Source organism: Reichenbachiella sp. (assembly GCF_033344935.1).
GTDB lineage: Bacteria > Bacteroidota > Bacteroidia > Cytophagales > Cyclobacteriaceae > Reichenbachiella.
On record NZ_JAWPMM010000001.1, the window covers coordinates 2,285,682 to 2,302,775 of the forward strand.

Here is a 17,094-nt window from a genome sequence, read left to right on the forward strand (position 1 = left end):
AATTCCCCAATGGGATGCCATTCTATTGGATCAAGTATAAATTAAAAGACAATGAAGAAAAATATTAGTATCAATATAAGCGGTATTATTTTTCATATAGAAGAAGATGGATATGCTCAATTGAAAGAGTATTTAGAAACCATCAATAACTATTTTTCTAATTATGAAGATAGCGCTGAGATCATTGCAGATATTGAAAGTAGGGTGGCAGAGATATTCTTGTCGAAGCTGGATGACGGCAAGCAAATCATCAATCATGACGATGTTCAATCATTGATTGATACCATGGGAACCGTAGCCGACTTTGAGGCACTGGAAGATGATGAACCTGCTGCAGTAAAAGAAGAACCCACAGCCGAAGAAAAGCAAGAGAAGAAAGAAAAGCAGAAAGAGGAACAACGTGCTCATGATGCCGAGGATCCTGGAAAGCAAAAACTTCATCGCGATGAAAAGAGAAAAGTCATCGGAGGTGTAGCTGCTGGTATAGCTTACTATTTCAGTATTGATCCACTCTGGATTCGTTTGATAGCCGTTTTGCTTTTGCTCAATATATTCTTAAGCTTTATGAGTGGAGCTGTGTTAATCACTTACATCATTCTCTGGATCGTTATTCCAGGGTCAACCACGCTGGGAGATGATGAGGAGGTCAAAAAGATGTTTCGTGACCCTGACAATCAGGTGTTGGGTGGTGTATCTAGTGGTATAGCGGCTTATTTCGGAGCTGATGTCACTTTGATTCGATTGATTTTCGTGCTATCCATTTTCCTCGGTGGAACTGGGCTGATTATTTACATCATCTTGTGGATGATTACACCAGTCGCCAAGTCTCTCACAGACAAAATGCAGATGCAAGGTGAGCCAGTCACCTTGTCTAATATCGAGCACAATGTCAAGAAGAGTTTAAAACAGGAAGAAGGCGAAGAAAGTGCGATAGCTAAAGTTTTACTTTTTCCATTCCGGTTGATCGCAGCATTGTTTACTGCCTTGGGAGGATTGCTGGGGCCTTTCTCCAGAGTATTGATGGATGTCGTTAGAGTATTAGCCGGTCTTGTAGTCACTATGATTGGAGTATCTGGTATGATCAGTTTGTTTGTAGCTGCTGGTATTTTACTTGGTTTATTCACAGGTTTTGGAGACTGGATTAGCGCTACTTTTTTACCTGCAGGAATATTAGCTGAAAGTGTTTCTGGTTTTACTTTTCTAGCCGTATTCTTGACTGCCTTCATTCCTTTTTTGGTGTTGTGTTTATTGGGTATTTCAATTGTTACCAAAAGCATGGTTCTTCGTGCACCACTAGGCTGGTCAATTTTTGGTGTATGGGTCATCTGCCTGATCAGCTTGTCTATCGCTGTACCTAGTGTGGTTGGTGAATTCAGAAATGAAGGTTCATTTCGAGAATCCAGAACTTTTGATTTGGATAGATCTGAACCGATTCTTTTGACTTTGGACTATGTAGACTTTAGTGGAATTGATGCAACCAGTTTGAAGTTGCGTGGTCATGAAGACTCTGTGGTCAGATTGGATATGAGATATGAAGCACATGGTCGATCTCGTCAGGAAGCAGAAAAGAATGCGCAAATGATAACCTATGAGGTGCGTCAGAAAGCCAATGAACTGATTTTTGATTCAGATTATACGTTCAAGAGTAGATCGAAATTTCGAGCACAGGAATTGGATATGACCTTATACATTCCTTACAACCAAAAATTTATCATGGACGATGATATGGTTGATATTATCGAGAATACCTTCAATAGAAACGGCTATAGAAATTGGCAAATTACAACTAACAATGAATGGATTTTCACTGAAGAGGGATTGGATTGTCTGACTTGTAGCGAGCGATATAATTCCCGAGGTCTACTTGATCGAGGCGACCGGGAGGATGCAAGATCGAAATCAAAATCGAAAAGAAAGGAAAAGTATAAGGTGAAGTCATACGATGGCGAACCTATGAGCTTTGATATTAGAGATTTTGATGAATTGGAAGTAGGAGGTATTTACAACGTATATATTACGCAAGGTGATGATTACGCCATCGAAGTAAAAGGCAAAGAACGTTACAAGCAGGATGTATTGATCAAGAAATATGGCAACATTTTGGAAATAGATATGGCAGGTAGAAAATGGGACATCTTGAAAGATCTAGACGATGAATTTCGACTGGATGTCTTCATTACCATGCCTGGATTAGAAAAAATCAACAGTAAAGGGTTATCCTATTTCGAACTCAAAGACTTTGAAGTAGATGATTTGGAAATTGATCTTGGTGGAGCTTCTTCAGGCGAAATGAATTTGGAGGCTAGAGAGCTGAAAGTTTATCTCAATGGTGCCAGTTCCTTGGATTTAGAAGGGGAATCTCAATATCTGGAAGTGGATGTGTCTGGAGCCTCTACGCTTAAGGCCTTCGATCATGAATCTGAAACTGTCGAAGTTTCTGCCTCAGGAGCTTCAAATGTCAGAGTGAATGCCAATCGAAGATTGTCTGTAGATGCCAACGGACTAAGCACGGTGAGGTATAAAGGTGACGCTGATGTGAATGTGATCAACGAAGATGAATTGAGTACCGTGAAAAGATCTGGTCGATAATAGAAAATTACATTTCAAGTTTATAGTCTAACCCTGACCAGTTCTACTGCGTCAGGGTTGTTTTTTTAACAAGGTTGTTTGAATTAAATCTCAATCCAAACTCTGACCAATGATCTCTTCATATGCCTTTTTTCTGTACTCTTGAATGTCTTTTTTTGACTGAGATAGAAAGCTGTCAGTGTATTTTTTATATTTTGAGGTTTGACTTAGTAATTTTTTAAAGCTCGACATTGCAATTTCTTGCGAATCAAATTTTATTAGATCAACCAAGGTAACTGCAGGTTTAGGTTGAGTTGAAGAATTATTTCTCAATTTATCCACAACCTTCTGATAGCGTAAAGTTTCACTCTTAAATCCATTTAGCTTTTCGCTAGCTTCAGGGTGATTAATTAACTTTTCCCAACTTAGAAATAATAATGCATCAATTACGCCCTGATGCGCTTTTTTCAAAAGATCCTCATATTTTTTGCTTGCCTTGTATAAGTCATAATGCAAAGTTCTATCATCTGTTAACTTTTTGAAATCAGAGTCTATTTCCTTTAGGGCATTTGTGAATTCCTTTTTAATTATATCTGGCTTTTCTTTAAGCTCTTTGCTGAGTTTTTTCAAGCTGGACTCAACCTTTTGCATTTCATTTTCAGTATGCTTTACCAGTTCAGCCAATTCTTTATTTCCACCAAGGCTACCACCAAACAATTTCTCTTTCCAGCCTAATTTTTTTGAATGAGAATTCAGTTCATTTTTTAAATTTTTTCCTTTCTCCGCAAGAGTATTTTTATCTATTTCAATCTTATTGTATTTTTTGTTCAAAGTAGATATTAAAGTTTGGATTCTTTCTTGTTGGTCCTTGTTGTATTCCATGTTTCAAATATATCAAATCATTCAAAAGGATCAGACCATTTCTCATCGGTGTATACATTGCTTCCAGTAAGTGTTTTCATAAAAGCCAATACGGCTTCTTTCTCCTGGTCAGTAATGGCTAAATTTCGAACCATATCATCTCCACCGCCTCGTCTGCCACCATCGCCAGAGAGTCGTCTATCTGTATTGTTGCCCATAGGTACGCTTTCATAATGGTCTAGCACCTCATTGAAATCAGTAGAGAATCCATTGTGCATAAAGGGGCCATTGGCCGATCCATCCGTACCAAATAGGTCTCTCAAAGATGGGGATTTGGTTACCTCTGTATCCAGACTGCCATCCAATGCGGTAATGATCCCATTATTTCTCGAATCCGGATCGATGTCGAATTCAGGTGCGCTATGACAGGTATTGCAATCCAGTCCGCCACCTATTCTTACGCCTTGATTATTCAATTCAGCTCTTTGCATAAAAAGCCTTTTGCCTTCGTTTTCCAAATCTGTGAAATTGGAAAAACTGTCATTGTTGTTGTTTGCGGAAGCTCTACCTATATCATATTTTGAATCGAAAGAAACAATGCTTCTGATGAACTGAGCCATTGCGTTTTGCATTCGGGACTCTGTGATTTCACCATCACCAAAAGCCAAAGTGAAAAGCTCTGCGTAGTGTCCTTCTTCACTCAACTTATTGATAAGGCTATCCATATCCGGATCGCCATTTTGTCCGCTAAATCCCATTTCAATGTGATCTTGAATGGGCATGGTGGTTTGTTCTTCCAAGCTATTCGCTCTTTCGTCCCAGAAGAAACTCTCTTCTTCAGCAAATCGGGCATTGATCAAACGCATACTGTGCCGCCCGGTGAAGCCGCTTACACCTGTAGATGCTACTGCTTGATCACCAAAGGCGAAGGCTTGTTGGTGGCAACTGGCGCAAGCGATCGTGTTATTCGACGAGAGTTTTTTATCATAGAATAAAACACGTCCCAATAATGCACCACCGTCGGTTATTTGATTGTCACCTGTGTTGTCTTCATTGATATAATTGGGAATTTTTTGATTGGCATAGTTGGGAAGGTTGGTAGGGTCAAGATTGTCTCCGAAGGTAGCCATCACCATATCGAATGACAGGTCGGGGGACACTTCTATTTCATCAGGCTCCGTAGAGTCACAAGAAATGAATAGGGTAGTAAATGCAAGGAGGGACAATTGAAAAAATGAACTCTTCATATCACGTGTTTATTTGTTTTATATAAAACGCGATAGACGGAATTAACCCTCCAGTGATTTAAAGAGTAATACTCAGTATTCGTCTGGTATTTGTATCATTTGGTCGAAACCCGCAAATGATTTACTTTCCTTCGTCGATATAAGAGGCCAATTTGTTGATTTTGGATTCACGCGGTGTGCCTCTGGTGGCCCATAGGATTTTGCCATCAGGATCTAGTATAAAAAAGTAGGGTGTGTCTTTTTTTTCGAGCATGTCGAGAACCTTCTGATAACTTTTTAATTCACCGGTCTCAAAAAGCGTGTGTGGTTTTAAAACCTCATCCATTTCATTATTCATTTTGCTTTTGACTACATCTTTCAGAGCGACAGTCATGCCACTAAACATGTAAACAAAGTAGGTGTTGACATCATATCCGATTTGCAAGCCAGGAGGCTCGGCTATAAACTTCTGATAAATAGGAACCACCCAATTCGGCATTTTGTCTGCAGACTTCTTATTGTAGGCAAGCCCTATGATGGAATATTTTCCTTTTATATCTTCAGGGAGGGTGATGGTATTGTCGAACAAATCTTCAGTGACCATTTCAGGGAAGGTCGATCCTATGGCATCTGACTCCTGTCCGAAACTAGTAAGCGTGCAAAACATGCTTAATAAAAATGCAGTAATTCTCATAATTGAATGATTTTGTAGAGGTTAAGATATTTACAATTTTTCATTTCTCAATATAGGATGTCAAAGAACTCACAAGAATTTCATTAGGTATAAATATTCTGCATTTGATTTATTATATGGGAATATGTCTATATTGAAAAAATGTATATTTTCATGAAAGGAACACTGGTTTTAACTCTCTTGTCTATTGGATATCATGCAGCTTGTATCTCATGCGATAAAGATAATGCACCTCCAGGGCAATTTATAAATACTTCAACTTGTGAATATGAATTAGCACCTATTGGTACCTACAGCCCAGGTGGGAATATTACTGCCGCAATAAATTGCCCAGCGGGAAAATATCAAGACCAAGAAGGCCAAACTTCCTGTCTTCTTTGTGCTGCCGGAAAATACCAGGATCAAGAAGGTCAATTTTTTTGTAATTCTTGTGACCCGGGAACCTATCAAGATCAGGAGGGGCAGTCTTTTTGCCTCTCTTGTAGTGCAGGAAAATATCAGGATCAAGAAGGAAAAACTTCCTGTATTTCATGTGCTGCAGGAAAATATCAAGATCAAGAAGGACAAATTTCTTGTGTTTTATGTGAAGCGGGAAAATATCAGGATGAAGAAGGCCAAACATCTTGTAAAGGTTGTACTGAAGGAACCACAACTATTGGTGAAGGGTCGGCGTCCTGTGATGACAGTTGCGTTGATGATGCTAACAAAACTTCCCCAGGAATTTGCGGATGTGGAGTCCCAGATACGGATTCAGATCAAGATGGTACAGCGGATTGTGTGGATGATTGTGTGGATGATCCCAACAAAGCTGCACCTGGAGTATGTGGATGTGGTGTAGCAGATACTGATTCCGATGGAGATGGAACGTTGGACTGTGAGACCGTATTAGGTTCTTCGGTTGAAAAGGTTATAAATATTAATCCTAACCCAACAAATGGTATAGTAAATATAGACTTGGGTACAGCGAGTGAAGTATCCATAAAAGTGTTCACCATTTTAGGTAAACTGGTTCATGCCAATGAACACATGAATACCTCTTTCTATCAGTTTGAATTGAAAGGAGAGCCTGGTGTCTACTTAATTGAACTTACAATGAAGGGTAAGGTGTCAGAATTTAAGATGATTAAGAGGTAACAATTTTATGTTTGTCAACCGACAATCATCCCTCAATCAGATTTAATAATTTTCATGTGATTTTTTAAAGACTCCTTACGAGCCTTTTTGAGAATGAAATAGTTTCCGAATCAGGAGGATAGGACGTCCGTTCTATGGATTCTCTAGAAGCTAATCTTTGTAATAAAATGGTTGTGAGCCTTATCAATTGGTGTTGAAGTCCACATGACCACCCTTCTTTTATTATTTCAATAAATTTACCTACCGATGCAACCCCAAGCAACCAATCTGCATCTAGTCCATGAATTCATAACCAATGGGTTTCAAAATAGGTCAAATAAACTCCGAATCTGAGCTGATCCGTCAGTGCAAGCGCCAAGACAGGCGCGCTCAAAAGCTGCTATATGAGCAGCAGGCACCGGTGATGCTCACGGTGTGCAGACGGTACATTAGTGATGTGGATATGGCCGAAGAAATGATGCTTAGTGGTTTTGTGAAAGTATTTGGGAAGATTGATCAGTTTAAAGGAGAAGGCAGTTTTCAAGGGTGGATCAGGAGAATTATGGTTACCACTTGCCTGGAATGGATCAGAAACAACAGGCAACTGTACAAGGAAGTGGATTTGGACGAAATCAACCCGGCAGTGGATTTTGAAACAGCAGATCAAAGCTTAGAAGCAGAAGATTTGATGCAAATGATTCAGGAATTGCCACAGGGCTATAGAACCATTTTTAACCTATATGCAATTGAAGGATATAACCACAAAGAGATTGCTGAACAATTAGAGATTTCGGTTAATACTTCGAAATCGCAATTGAGCAGAGCAAGAAGTTTACTGCAGAAAAAACTTGTAGAGAACGAAAGGGAACTTAAAAGGAGAGACAATGGAAGCTAAAGAGACAGATAAACTATTTCGGGACAAACTGAAAGGTGCTCCATCTCAGCCCAAAGCAGATAGCTGGGAGAAGCTTGATGCCATGCTGGATAATCGAGAAAAGCCCCCATTCTTTACGCTATGGCGTGTGGCTGCTGCTGTATTGATCTTACTTGTATCTGGTATGGTACTGTTCTTTTCAAACAAGGATAACTCAGTAGATGATCAGTTGGCTGTGATTGAGGCGCCTTCTGAATCGATGCAGGACAATAATGAGATAGTTCCTAAAATAGTAGAGGAGGTTGAAGAGAAGCAAGAGGTAGAATTGGAGCCCTTACCTGAGGAGAAAGAGCTAAAAACTGAAGCCAAGGCTAAAACGATTGAGCAGATAAAAACTCCTGTACAAGTAGAAATTGAGCAGACTTTGCCTGAAGAAGTAAATGAAACACCAATAGTTAACGAAACTCAATTGGCGGAAGCCGAATCCATTTCTCCTGAGATAGAAGAGCAACCGAAGAAGAAAATTAAATCTATCAAGATCACTTATAAACGAGGGAAAGTTCCGGAACCAAAGGAGGAAGAGTTGCTGGCGAAGCAAGAGACTGATACTACCGGCGGCAATAAAATAAAAGAACTATGGAATCAAACACGTGAAATAAAACCAGGGGATTTGTGGGCAGATATTAGAGAAGCCAAAGACAATCTCTTTCAAAGAAACTCAAAAAAGAATAACGTCAAAAACTTAAATAAATAATACAATGAAAAGAATAGGACTAATCATACTCATATGCGCCTATACATTAGCGGCTACGGCAAGCGATCCGGTAAAAGAGGATACGGTGGTGATAGAATTTGGAGAACGCAGTAAAATGGTGATCTATGCGGAGACCCAAGAAGATCTGAAAGACTTGGAAGATTATGATATCAATGCCATGATCGGTGAACTGAATCAGAGTATTGATTCGACTTCTTCGGATACTGAAGAGATAAGTATAATCAATGAATCTGACAAATATCGAAAGGATACAAATACCGAAGTGGACGAAGATATATCAACAAAACCATTGAGCTACTATGGTGATGATAGCTATGATGACTATGATAGGTATGAACGGAGATACAATAGGGATGACTATGGGAGCCGGTTCGATGACTATGACGACAGCGACTATGTAAGAGTAGATAGAAGGAGGTCAAGTCGTGGTAGAGGTACTTATGGCACTTTTGAAATGGAATTGGGTATGAACAACTGGTTAGAAAATGGCTCGTTTCCCGATAATAACAATGCTGCTTACGCGGTCAAGCCCTGGGGTTCTTGGTATGTAGGTATCGGGGGGGCGTATCACACGAGAATAGCTGGTCCACTCAAATTGAAATGGGGTGGAAATATGACTTGGTACAACTGGAAAATGGAGAATACTTCAGTTAGAATCACCAAAACGGATGCTGAGACCACGTTTGTGGAAGACCCAAATATCAATGGCAAAAAAAGCAAGTTGGCTGCAACGTATGTTAATGCGAGTCTAATGCCTATGTTGGAATTCAATTCCAGAAGTAGAAACCGTGGGTGGAATTGGAGTAAATACCGAAATCGAGGTTTTCGCATTGGTGCTGGGATGTATGCAGGTTATCGCATAGACAGCTGGACGAAAATCAAGTATTCTGACAATGGTGATAATAAAAAGGATAAAGACAAGGGTAATTACTATCTCAACAATTTTCGTTATGGCGTAAAAGCGCAAGTAGGTTTCAGAGGCATGGATCTATTCTTTAACTATGATTTGAATGATGTGTTTGCTACTGGCAGAGGCCCTGAACTACAAGCGATCAGCTTCGGATTTATATTGTAATAGAATACGGAATTGATATGCAAAAAGAGTCCTGTCAGTAATGACAGGACTCTTTTTCATTTCTTATCGCTAATATCAGTGTTATTCTTCTGCGGCAGCGGCCTTGGCTCTGTCTTTTTCAATTTTCTTTTTGGACTTCCCGAGAGGCCCCAAGAAATGCTTAGGATTTTCATCGAAGTGAATAAGCAATTGGTCCAGATCCTGAATGGTTTTGTTTAGGCTATTGTATAGACTGTCCTCTTTTAAGATTTTTCCTACCGTACCCTTACCAGCGTTGATGTCGTCTAATAATAAAGTCAATTCTTCCAAAGTGCCATTCAATGAATTGAGTGTACTATCGAGAGGTAAGTCTTTCACCATACTAATAGTTGAATCGGCATTGAGCAGAATGGGTTCTAACATATCCACTTTGGTATTCACATTGGCTAGCAAAGTATTTACTCCAGTGAGTGTCTGCTTCAGGTTTTGGTTGTTTTGTCGCACAAATAGATTCACCCCTTTCAATGTAGTATTCAATGATTGTAAAACAGCTTTGATATCTTCGCCGGCTCCTTCCATTCCTAGCAAAATCTCATTGATTCTTCTGATGGTTACCGTCAAGTTAGAAGTAATAGGTTCTGCACTTTCGAATAAGGCGGCTAGTCCTTTATCGATGTCAGACTTTAGCGTATCACCACTTTTCAATGGTTTGGAAAGATCCCCGATTTGTAGCAAAATAGCTTTACTGCCCAGGAAGTCACTATTCGTCAATTGAGCGACAGTGGAGTCTCCAAGTATTACATTTTCATCTACGTCTAATTCGACAATGATCTTGTTGTCTCGCTCTTGTAATATGCCAATCGAGCTCACACGCCCCACAGCATAGCCATTTACAATCACAGGATTCGAAACGTTCAATCCATCAATGTTCTTATAAAGGACATAGTACTTGTTAGTAGGAGAGAAAAAATCTTTTCCTTTAAGGTAATTGAAGCCGAGATAGAGGATGGCACTTGAGATGATGGCGAACAAGCCTACTTTTACTTCTTTGCTCACGTTTAGGTTTAATTTTTAGATTCTATTTCGGTTTTGTAATCACGAAACGCACGGTAAATACCAGATGCGATATAGGTTTGTTGCAATTTATCATTTAATTCCTTCTCCTCCTTGGGATTACTCAAAAATCCAGTTTCCACCAATATGCTTGGCATGGCCGAACTCCATAATAAGTAAAGGCTCGACTGTTTTACACCTCGGCTTTTTCTTCCTACTCTGTTTTTGAACTGGTCTTCCACATTGGTTGCAAGAAGTATACTCTGCTCTTGATAAACAGATTGTGTCAATGAAAACAAAATGTAGGATTCTGGCGAGTTAGGATCAAACCCTTGATAAGTTTCTTCATAATTTTCCTCCAAGAGGATAACAGAATTTTCTCTCTTGGCTACTTCAAAATTTCGATCGAAATTCTTGAGTCCCATGACGTAGGTTTCAGTACCATGAACTTCGTTGCTCCAAGGGGCATTGTTACAATGGATGGAAATAAAGAGGTCTGCATCGTTTTTATTTGCCAAATCGGAACGCTCGAATAAAGTAGGGAAGCTGTCGTCTTGGCGAGTATAGATCACCTCGACGTCAGGCATGTATTTGTTTATGATTTTACCCGTCTCGAGGGCTATGCTCAATGCAATGTCTTTCTCTTTTGAATAAGAACCAAAAGTACCAGGGTCTTTACCACCGTGGCCAGCATCAATCACAATTTTCCTAATGGTTACATCCTTTACTCCAGTGTAGTTGAAGGAGCTCAAAATGAACAAAATCGAAAAAAATGATATTGCAAAAATATTTTTCATCCAGATACGCTAGTTTAAATTATAATGGCAATATTTTTGTACAAAAATGTAAATTTTTACTCGTAACTGAAAACCCCTGGTGCGCATTATCAAGTACGTAGTCCCATTTCTTTTTCTCATTTCCTTTAGGTTTTCAGCTTTTGGTCAGGTTCCCGCTCTCGATACGGCTCAAATCCTTCAGCAATTACCTCAAATAGGCGATTCTTTAGGTTTAAGAGACTCTTTGGCCAACCATCCGGAATACCTGCAACTTATTGCTGATTCTGCTCAGTTTATATTAGGAGCTGATGCTTCAGTTATAGATAGTTTGGCCGAAAGTCTTGGGGTAGACCCAGCACTATTGGACAGTTTAACAGAAACCGTGCCTGAAGCCGTAGCACCAAAGCCGAAGGGTGATATTGAAACCACAATTGATTACAAAGCGAGAGATTCTATATTCTTTGATTTACAAAATCAAATGATGTACCTGTATGGAGAGTCCGAAATTGACTATGGCGATATTTCACTCTCAGCGGAGCGCATTTCACTGGATTGGGTAACTAACTCTATTCAGGCCAACTATATTCTAGATACAGCTGGAAAAAAGGTGGGTAAACCAATATTTAAAGAGAAGCAGGATGTGTATGAAACCGACGACATCAAGTATAATTTTAAATCGAAGCGTGCACTAATTAATGGTGTGATTACAGAGCAGGATGGTGCTTTTATGCATGGAGAGAGAGTGAAGAAAAATGAGAAAGACGAGATGTTTATCCGTGGGGCGAAATATACGACCTGCGATCATGCTTACCCACACTATTACATAAAATCATCCAAGCTGAAGGTAATTCCAAACAACAAGGTAGTGTCAGGACCATTCAATTTGTATTTTGGAGAAATAGCCACACCTATTGGGTTTCCATTTGGCATGTTTCCACAACCTAAAGAAAAGGCTTCTGGTATTATTTTTCCCTCTTATGGAGAAGACCAAAATCGAGGATTCTTTTTGAGAAATGGTGGATACTATTTCGATATCAATGATTACATGGACTTGAAATTGACCGGAGACATCTTTACCAATGGAAGTTATGGTTTGCAAAGTGTTTCGACCTATAGAAAAAGATATGCTTTCTCAGGTAACTTCAATCTACGATACAACAAGACGAATAGTACCCAGTTTGAAGATGAATCGTTTTCAAAGGATTTTTGGTTAAACTGGTCGCATAGCCCGCAGTCTGTGGGAACTTCAAGGTTTTCGGCGTCAGTATCAGCGGGTACATCTACCTATTCGGCCAATGCAAACAATGTGGGTTATGATTATCAGCAAAGTGTGAATGCACAGTTCAACTCGAACATTTCTTATTCAAAGACCTTTCAGGGCACTCCATTCAACTTAAGTGTGAATGCAAGACACAGCCAGAATATTAGCACTGAAATCGTGAATGTAACGCTGCCGGAATTGAGTTTTAACATGAATAGAATTTACCCACTTAAAAATGTGGTTAGTTCGAAGAATGGTATTTTGAGTAAGCTAGGCTTCTCCTATAACCTGGTCGCGAAAAGCGAATTGACCAATGCGGCGGTAGCTAATCCTAGCTTTGATGTAATCAACAGAAACCCATTGGATGATAGTGTGATTGGCTTTAGTTCTGATAACCTGGCCACTTTATTTGATAGAGCTAAACTGGGCGCAAGACACACCATTCCCATTGCTACCTCATTTAATGTGATGAAATATCTGACCGTCAGTCCGAGTTTTAACTACACCGAAGTTTGGTATCCTAAAGAGCTGCAATACACTTACGATCCTGTAGAGGAGGGGGTGAGAGTTGATACTTTGAGGCAGTTTTCAAGAGCGGGCTGGTATAGTTCTGGGGCATCAGTGTCCACACGTTTTTATGGGATGTATAATTTCGTCGGAGGCAAGGTGAAAGCTATCCGACATGTTATTACACCTAGTGTTGGCTTTAGCTATAGTCCAGATTTTGGAGATCCTTCGAAAGGACATTATAGTGAGGTCCAAATTGATGAAGATGGCAATACCCGTACCCTTTCTAAATATCAGGGCTTTGCCTACGGCGGACCTTCCCAAGGAGAAAATGCCAGTTTATCCTTCTCTATGAATCACAACATTGAGATGAAGGTGAAGACCAAAAATGACTCCATCGATGAATATAAAAAAGTGAAGATATTTGATAACCTATCTATGTCATCTGGCTATAATTTTCTCGCCGATTCCTTCAACCTAAGTAACATCAACTGGAATGCTCGAACCAGTTTATTTAATAATGTGGTCAGCCTCAATATGAGTGGAACGATAGATCCCTACGTGTATGTATTGGATAGTATTGGCTCTAATGGCCAGGTTTATCAACGAAGAATCAATCGACTGGCCTGGGATAACGGAGACGGACTGGGAAGGTTAACCAGGGGGAATGTAGCCATTGGCCTTAATTTAAAACCGAAAGGCAGTAGCTCGAAAAATAACCAGCAAGGGCAAGGCTCCGGGATGAATCCAGATCATATCAACAATTCTGACCCGGATAATCCATTTTTGCCAGGCATGGAGGAAAATCAAATCGCGGGGAATGTAAACCAATTTATTTCTAGGGACCCCAATCAGTATGTACCTTTCGATGTTCCCTGGGCACTGAATGTGAACTATGCCTTCAACTACACCAAAAATGGATTTAATGACCCCGTTATCACTCAAACGTTGAACTTTAACGGAAACCTGAGTATCACAGATAAAACCCGTATTGGGTTTAACTCCGGTTATGATATCAAGAATAAAAAATTCACAGTGACAAGACTGAATATTGGCAGAGACCTCCATTGCTGGACCCTCAATTTCAACTGGGTGCCATTTGGCCCACGCCAATCTTATTTTGTGGAAATACGTGTAAACTCTCAGTTGCTCAAAGATTTGAAACTGGATAAAAAGAGCCGCTCTACGTACACCAGTTTCTAAGGTCGTTTCGATTTCATTACTTTTATTTCCTCTTTTTTTGTCATTTCGACCTCAAGGGAGAAATCCTATTATGATTTAATCAGATGATTGTAATAAGATTTCTCACTCCGTTCGAAATGACACATTTTTTTGATTGTATTCCTATTAGCTTTGCGTGCCTACTATGAACAACAACAATTCAATTTTTACGCTCCAATTTGGTCTACTTTGTTTAAGTGGATTCCTGTTTTTCGGAAGTTTCAACATGATCATTCCTGAATTGCCTTCTTATCTGGATAGCTTGGGAGGAGGAGAATATAAAGGCCTCATTATCGCTCTTTTTACGGTCACAGCGGGGTTATCCAGGCCATTCAGTGGGAAGTTGGCGGATAAAGTTGGACGAATTCCTGTGATGGTGGTTGGGGCTTTGGTGAGTGGTATAGCCGCTTTGATTTACCCTTTTGTAACCGGAATCATAGGATTCTTTGCTTTGAGGTTCTTTCATGGATTTTCTACCGGCTTCAAACCCACTGGCACGTCTGCTTATGTGGCGGATATAGTACCAGCTAACAAAAGGGGAGAGGCCATGGGAATTGTAGGTTTCTTTAGTAGTTTGGGCATGGCGGCAGGACCGGCCATCGGGTCTTTTATTGCGTCTAGCGCAGGGCTGAATGCTATGTTTTATAGCTCGTCCGCTTTTGCGGTTCTTTCGGTTTTGATTTTAATAGGAATGAAGGAGTCATTGAAGCATAGAGAAAAGCTAACTGTCAGTCATTTTTATGTAAAACCTAACGAAGTCTTCGAACCAAATGTGATCTCGCCTTCCTTGATGATGATGCTTTCTGTGTTTTCTTTTGGAGCCATATTAACTGTGATTCCAGATTTGAGTGATCAACTAGGATTCCCCAATAGAGGGCTATTTTTTACCTTCTTCACTATTGCTTCTTTATTAGTAAGAATCGTTGCAGGCAAAGCGTCAGATAAGTACGGTCGTATTCCTGTCTTACGTGTGGGGAGTATGATCTTGTTGGTGGCTATGTTATTGCTGGCCAATACTGATAATCAAACTATGTTTGTAATCAGTGGAGTGGCCTTTGGTTTGGGTGTAGGCATTTGTTCACCTACCATCTTTGCTTGGACGATCGATTTGAGCAACGAAGCGCATCGTGGACGTGGCATTGCGACCATGTACATCGCACTAGAAATTGGTATTGGCATGGGTGCTTTCTTGTCTGGCTTGATTTATAACAACGAACTCGCTAATATATCTTTGGTCTTTTATATTGCTTCGGCTACAGTTTTAATTGGACTCATCTATTTATATTCGAATCCGGTTAAGAAATTGGCGATGGCCAGCAAAGTATCCTAGCATGAAAGACGAAAAAACAGCCCAGATTCTCAAGTATGTGTTTATAGTCATTGCGGTCACTGAGTTACTCAGTCATGCGATGGAGTGGAATTGGCTCAATCAATTCACTAAGCCGTTGCTGATGCCTGTGTTGTTGGTTTATTTCCGTAAGGGAATGAAAGGGCCGGTGAACCTGTCTTTTATACTGGGGGTATTTGCCTTGCTTTTCTCTTGGTTTGGGGATGTAGCACTGATGTATGTACATCAGGCGGATTGGTTCTTTTTGCTTGGGTTAGGAGCTTTCGCTGTGGCACAATCTTTTTACTTCTTTTCCTTTAAGCACGCGAGATCATCGGAAGAAAAACAAACGCCTTTGCTACAGCACATTTTCAATATTTTTCCATTTGCTGTATTTGCGATTGGATTGCTTTATACCCTTTGGCCCTTTTTAGATGGGCTGAAACTTCCAGTAACAATCTATGCTACTTTGATCTGTACGATGGCACTAGGCGCTGTCTATAGAAATGGACGGACCAATACCGAAAGCTTCAATCAAGTAGTCCTCGGAGCGATTCTTTTCATCCTTTCCGATTCCCTCATCGCCATCAATAAATTCTACGCACCGATGGAAAATGCTTCCATTTGGATTATGGGCACCTACATTCTCGCCCAATGGAATATTGTGAATGGATTGCAGAAGGATTATAATGGGTGAGTGAGGACGGCCAACTATCATCCGAAATCTGACGTTTTTTCTATAAAATACCGGATTGTACTAGCCTTTGCAAACAGCTCAGCGAGCTTATGGAATGATAGTATTTGTTATGTGGATTAACTGCCCGAACTACTTGACTGTTGCTTGCGCTCTTCAATATTATCGGTTGTTATTTCCATTCTACTAATTGTTCCACCGTCGTTATCAGGGTTGTTTTCATAATCGTCAAAGTCTTGTTCATGTTCGCTCTGACTACTTTGTTCTTCCTTGTTCGCTTGTTCTTCTTTGTCTTCAGTCATAATATTATGGTTATAATGAAAATTAAACTTGATAAGTATCCCGTTAGTAATAAAATTAACGAAATTTTTAATTTTAGAGCCCTGCTGTCATTAACAGGAATATTCTTTTCCATTGCCTTTTTGAAATCGATTATGCGATGAGAATAGAATTTTTCAGTCGAAATTCTCTCTCGAGCTTCTGAACGCAAGGTTTTTAAATTCGATGGTCGTTTATAATTATGAATTTTGATTGACCATCCGATAAAGAATAAAGAACTAAATATGAAGACAATTGAAATTATTAAAAAAACTTTGGGCATACATGAATTAGGTAAATCTGATAAAATACTTTCTATGTCCTTTAGCTTAAAAAGAAGAGCTGTCAATACTAAAGAAGCTATTGAAAAGTAGATTTGTGCTTTTTTATGCAGTCCTTCCTCGCGATTAAGTTCATCTCTAAACTGCTTTTCAATATATTCGTATTGTTCTTTCATTATGGATTATTCCACATAACCTAGTGATATCACATTGTATGACATTCCATTATAATACATATAATTATACACAAATTTCTCTCAGAAGTGCTGTGGTTAGGTCTGGCTGCTGACAAGACCGGATGACAAGAATAAGAGAATAGGAGGAGGATTGCAAGGAACTTTGCATGTTACCGAAAGGGATAGCCACGTCGCATGCTCTCTTTGCCTAAAGTTTGTGAAATTGTCAATGCTTCTCGCTATGAGGTGGTTTGCGCTTGTGTTATGCCACCTTGCCGCATTTATTGCGTCATCCTTTTAAGCTTCTCTGAAGCC

General features: G+C 39.7%; 15 protein-coding genes. 8 read left to right on the forward strand and 7 right to left on the reverse strand.

What is annotated here, in order from left to right:
• Positions 1 to 51: 51 nt before the first annotated feature.
• Positions 52 to 2,589: a PspC domain-containing protein gene (locus tag R8N23_RS09860; RefSeq protein WP_318171428.1), complete on the forward strand. Its 2,538-nt coding sequence runs from the start codon at positions 52 to 54 to the stop codon at positions 2,587 to 2,589.
• Between the two features lie 90 nt (positions 2,590 to 2,679).
• On the opposite strand, the gene R8N23_RS09865 is transcribed toward R8N23_RS09860, so the two are convergent.
• The 3 genes from R8N23_RS09865 to R8N23_RS09875 form a co-directional block, all read right to left on the reverse strand.
• Positions 2,680 to 3,450 carry a hypothetical protein gene (locus R8N23_RS09865; protein WP_318171429.1) on the reverse strand — a complete coding sequence of 257 codons (771 nt, stop codon included), beginning with the start codon at positions 3,448 to 3,450 and terminating at the stop codon, positions 2,680 to 2,682.
• A gap of 17 nt (positions 3,451 to 3,467) precedes the next feature.
• Positions 3,468 to 4,676, reverse strand: a complete 1,209-nt coding sequence (locus R8N23_RS09870; RefSeq protein WP_318171430.1) for a cytochrome-c peroxidase — start codon at positions 4,674 to 4,676, stop codon at positions 3,468 to 3,470.
• A gap of 121 nt (positions 4,677 to 4,797) precedes the next feature.
• Positions 4,798 to 5,349: a hypothetical protein gene (locus R8N23_RS09875; RefSeq protein ID WP_318171431.1), complete on the reverse strand. Its 552-nt coding sequence runs from the start codon at positions 5,347 to 5,349 to the stop codon at positions 4,798 to 4,800.
• A 153-nt stretch (positions 5,350 to 5,502) separates the two neighbouring features.
• Between R8N23_RS09875 and R8N23_RS09880 the strand changes: the two genes are divergently transcribed.
• The 4 genes from R8N23_RS09880 to R8N23_RS09895 all read left to right on the forward strand — a co-directional run bounded on the left by R8N23_RS09880 (position 5,503) and on the right by R8N23_RS09895 (position 9,186).
• Positions 5,503 to 6,483, forward strand: a complete 981-nt coding sequence (locus R8N23_RS09880) for a T9SS type A sorting domain-containing protein (protein ID WP_318171432.1) — start codon at positions 5,503 to 5,505, stop codon at positions 6,481 to 6,483.
• Positions 6,484 to 6,778: 295 nt separating this feature from the next.
• Entirely contained in the window at positions 6,779 to 7,357 is a 579-nt protein-coding gene (locus R8N23_RS09885) for an RNA polymerase sigma factor (protein WP_318171433.1), read from the forward strand.
• Positions 7,347 to 8,090 carry a hypothetical protein gene (locus R8N23_RS09890; protein ID WP_318171434.1) on the forward strand — a complete coding sequence of 248 codons (744 nt, stop codon included), beginning with the start codon at positions 7,347 to 7,349 and terminating at the stop codon, positions 8,088 to 8,090. The genes R8N23_RS09885 and R8N23_RS09890 overlap by 11 nt, the downstream gene beginning before the upstream one ends.
• Positions 8,091 to 8,094: 4 nt before the next feature.
• Positions 8,095 to 9,186 carry a hypothetical protein gene (locus tag R8N23_RS09895; protein ID WP_318171435.1) on the forward strand — a complete coding sequence of 364 codons (1,092 nt, stop codon included), beginning with the start codon at positions 8,095 to 8,097 and terminating at the stop codon, positions 9,184 to 9,186.
• Positions 9,187 to 9,267: 81 nt separating this feature from the next.
• Here R8N23_RS09895 and R8N23_RS09900 read toward each other — a convergent pair whose 3' ends face one another.
• The gene (locus tag R8N23_RS09900) at positions 9,268 to 10,221 is read right to left on the reverse strand and encodes an MlaD family protein (protein WP_318171436.1); all 954 of its coding nucleotides are present in this window, start codon (positions 10,219 to 10,221) and stop codon (positions 9,268 to 9,270) included.
• 8 nt (positions 10,222 to 10,229) lie between these two features.
• Positions 10,230 to 11,015, reverse strand: a complete 786-nt coding sequence (locus R8N23_RS09905; RefSeq protein ID WP_318171437.1) for an N-acetylmuramoyl-L-alanine amidase — start codon at positions 11,013 to 11,015, stop codon at positions 10,230 to 10,232.
• Between the two features lie 79 nt (positions 11,016 to 11,094).
• Between R8N23_RS09905 and R8N23_RS09910 the strand changes: the two genes are divergently transcribed.
• The 3 genes from R8N23_RS09910 (at position 11,095) to R8N23_RS09920 (ending at position 16,007) form a co-directional block, all read left to right on the forward strand.
• On the forward strand, positions 11,095 to 13,965 hold the full coding sequence (locus tag R8N23_RS09910) for a putative LPS assembly protein LptD (RefSeq protein WP_318171438.1): 2,871 nt from the start codon (positions 11,095 to 11,097) through the stop codon (positions 13,963 to 13,965).
• Between the two features lie 163 nt (positions 13,966 to 14,128).
• Positions 14,129 to 15,313, forward strand: coding sequence for an MFS transporter (locus R8N23_RS09915; protein WP_318171439.1), 1,185 nt, complete (start codon positions 14,129 to 14,131; stop codon positions 15,311 to 15,313).
• 1 nt (position 15,314) lies between these two features.
• Positions 15,315 to 16,007 carry a lysoplasmalogenase gene (locus R8N23_RS09920; RefSeq protein WP_318171440.1) on the forward strand — a complete coding sequence of 231 codons (693 nt, stop codon included), beginning with the start codon at positions 15,315 to 15,317 and terminating at the stop codon, positions 16,005 to 16,007.
• Between the two features lie 116 nt (positions 16,008 to 16,123).
• Here R8N23_RS09920 and R8N23_RS09925 read toward each other — a convergent pair whose 3' ends face one another.
• Positions 16,124 to 16,306 carry a hypothetical protein gene (locus R8N23_RS09925; RefSeq protein WP_318171441.1) on the reverse strand — a complete coding sequence of 61 codons (183 nt, stop codon included), beginning with the start codon at positions 16,304 to 16,306 and terminating at the stop codon, positions 16,124 to 16,126.
• A complete protein-coding gene (locus R8N23_RS09930) occupies positions 16,303 to 16,779 on the reverse strand; it encodes a hypothetical protein (protein WP_318171442.1) in 477 nt (158 codons plus the stop codon). Before R8N23_RS09930 ends, R8N23_RS09925 begins: the two co-directional genes overlap by 4 nt.
• Between the last annotated feature and the right edge of the window lie 315 nt (positions 16,780 to 17,094).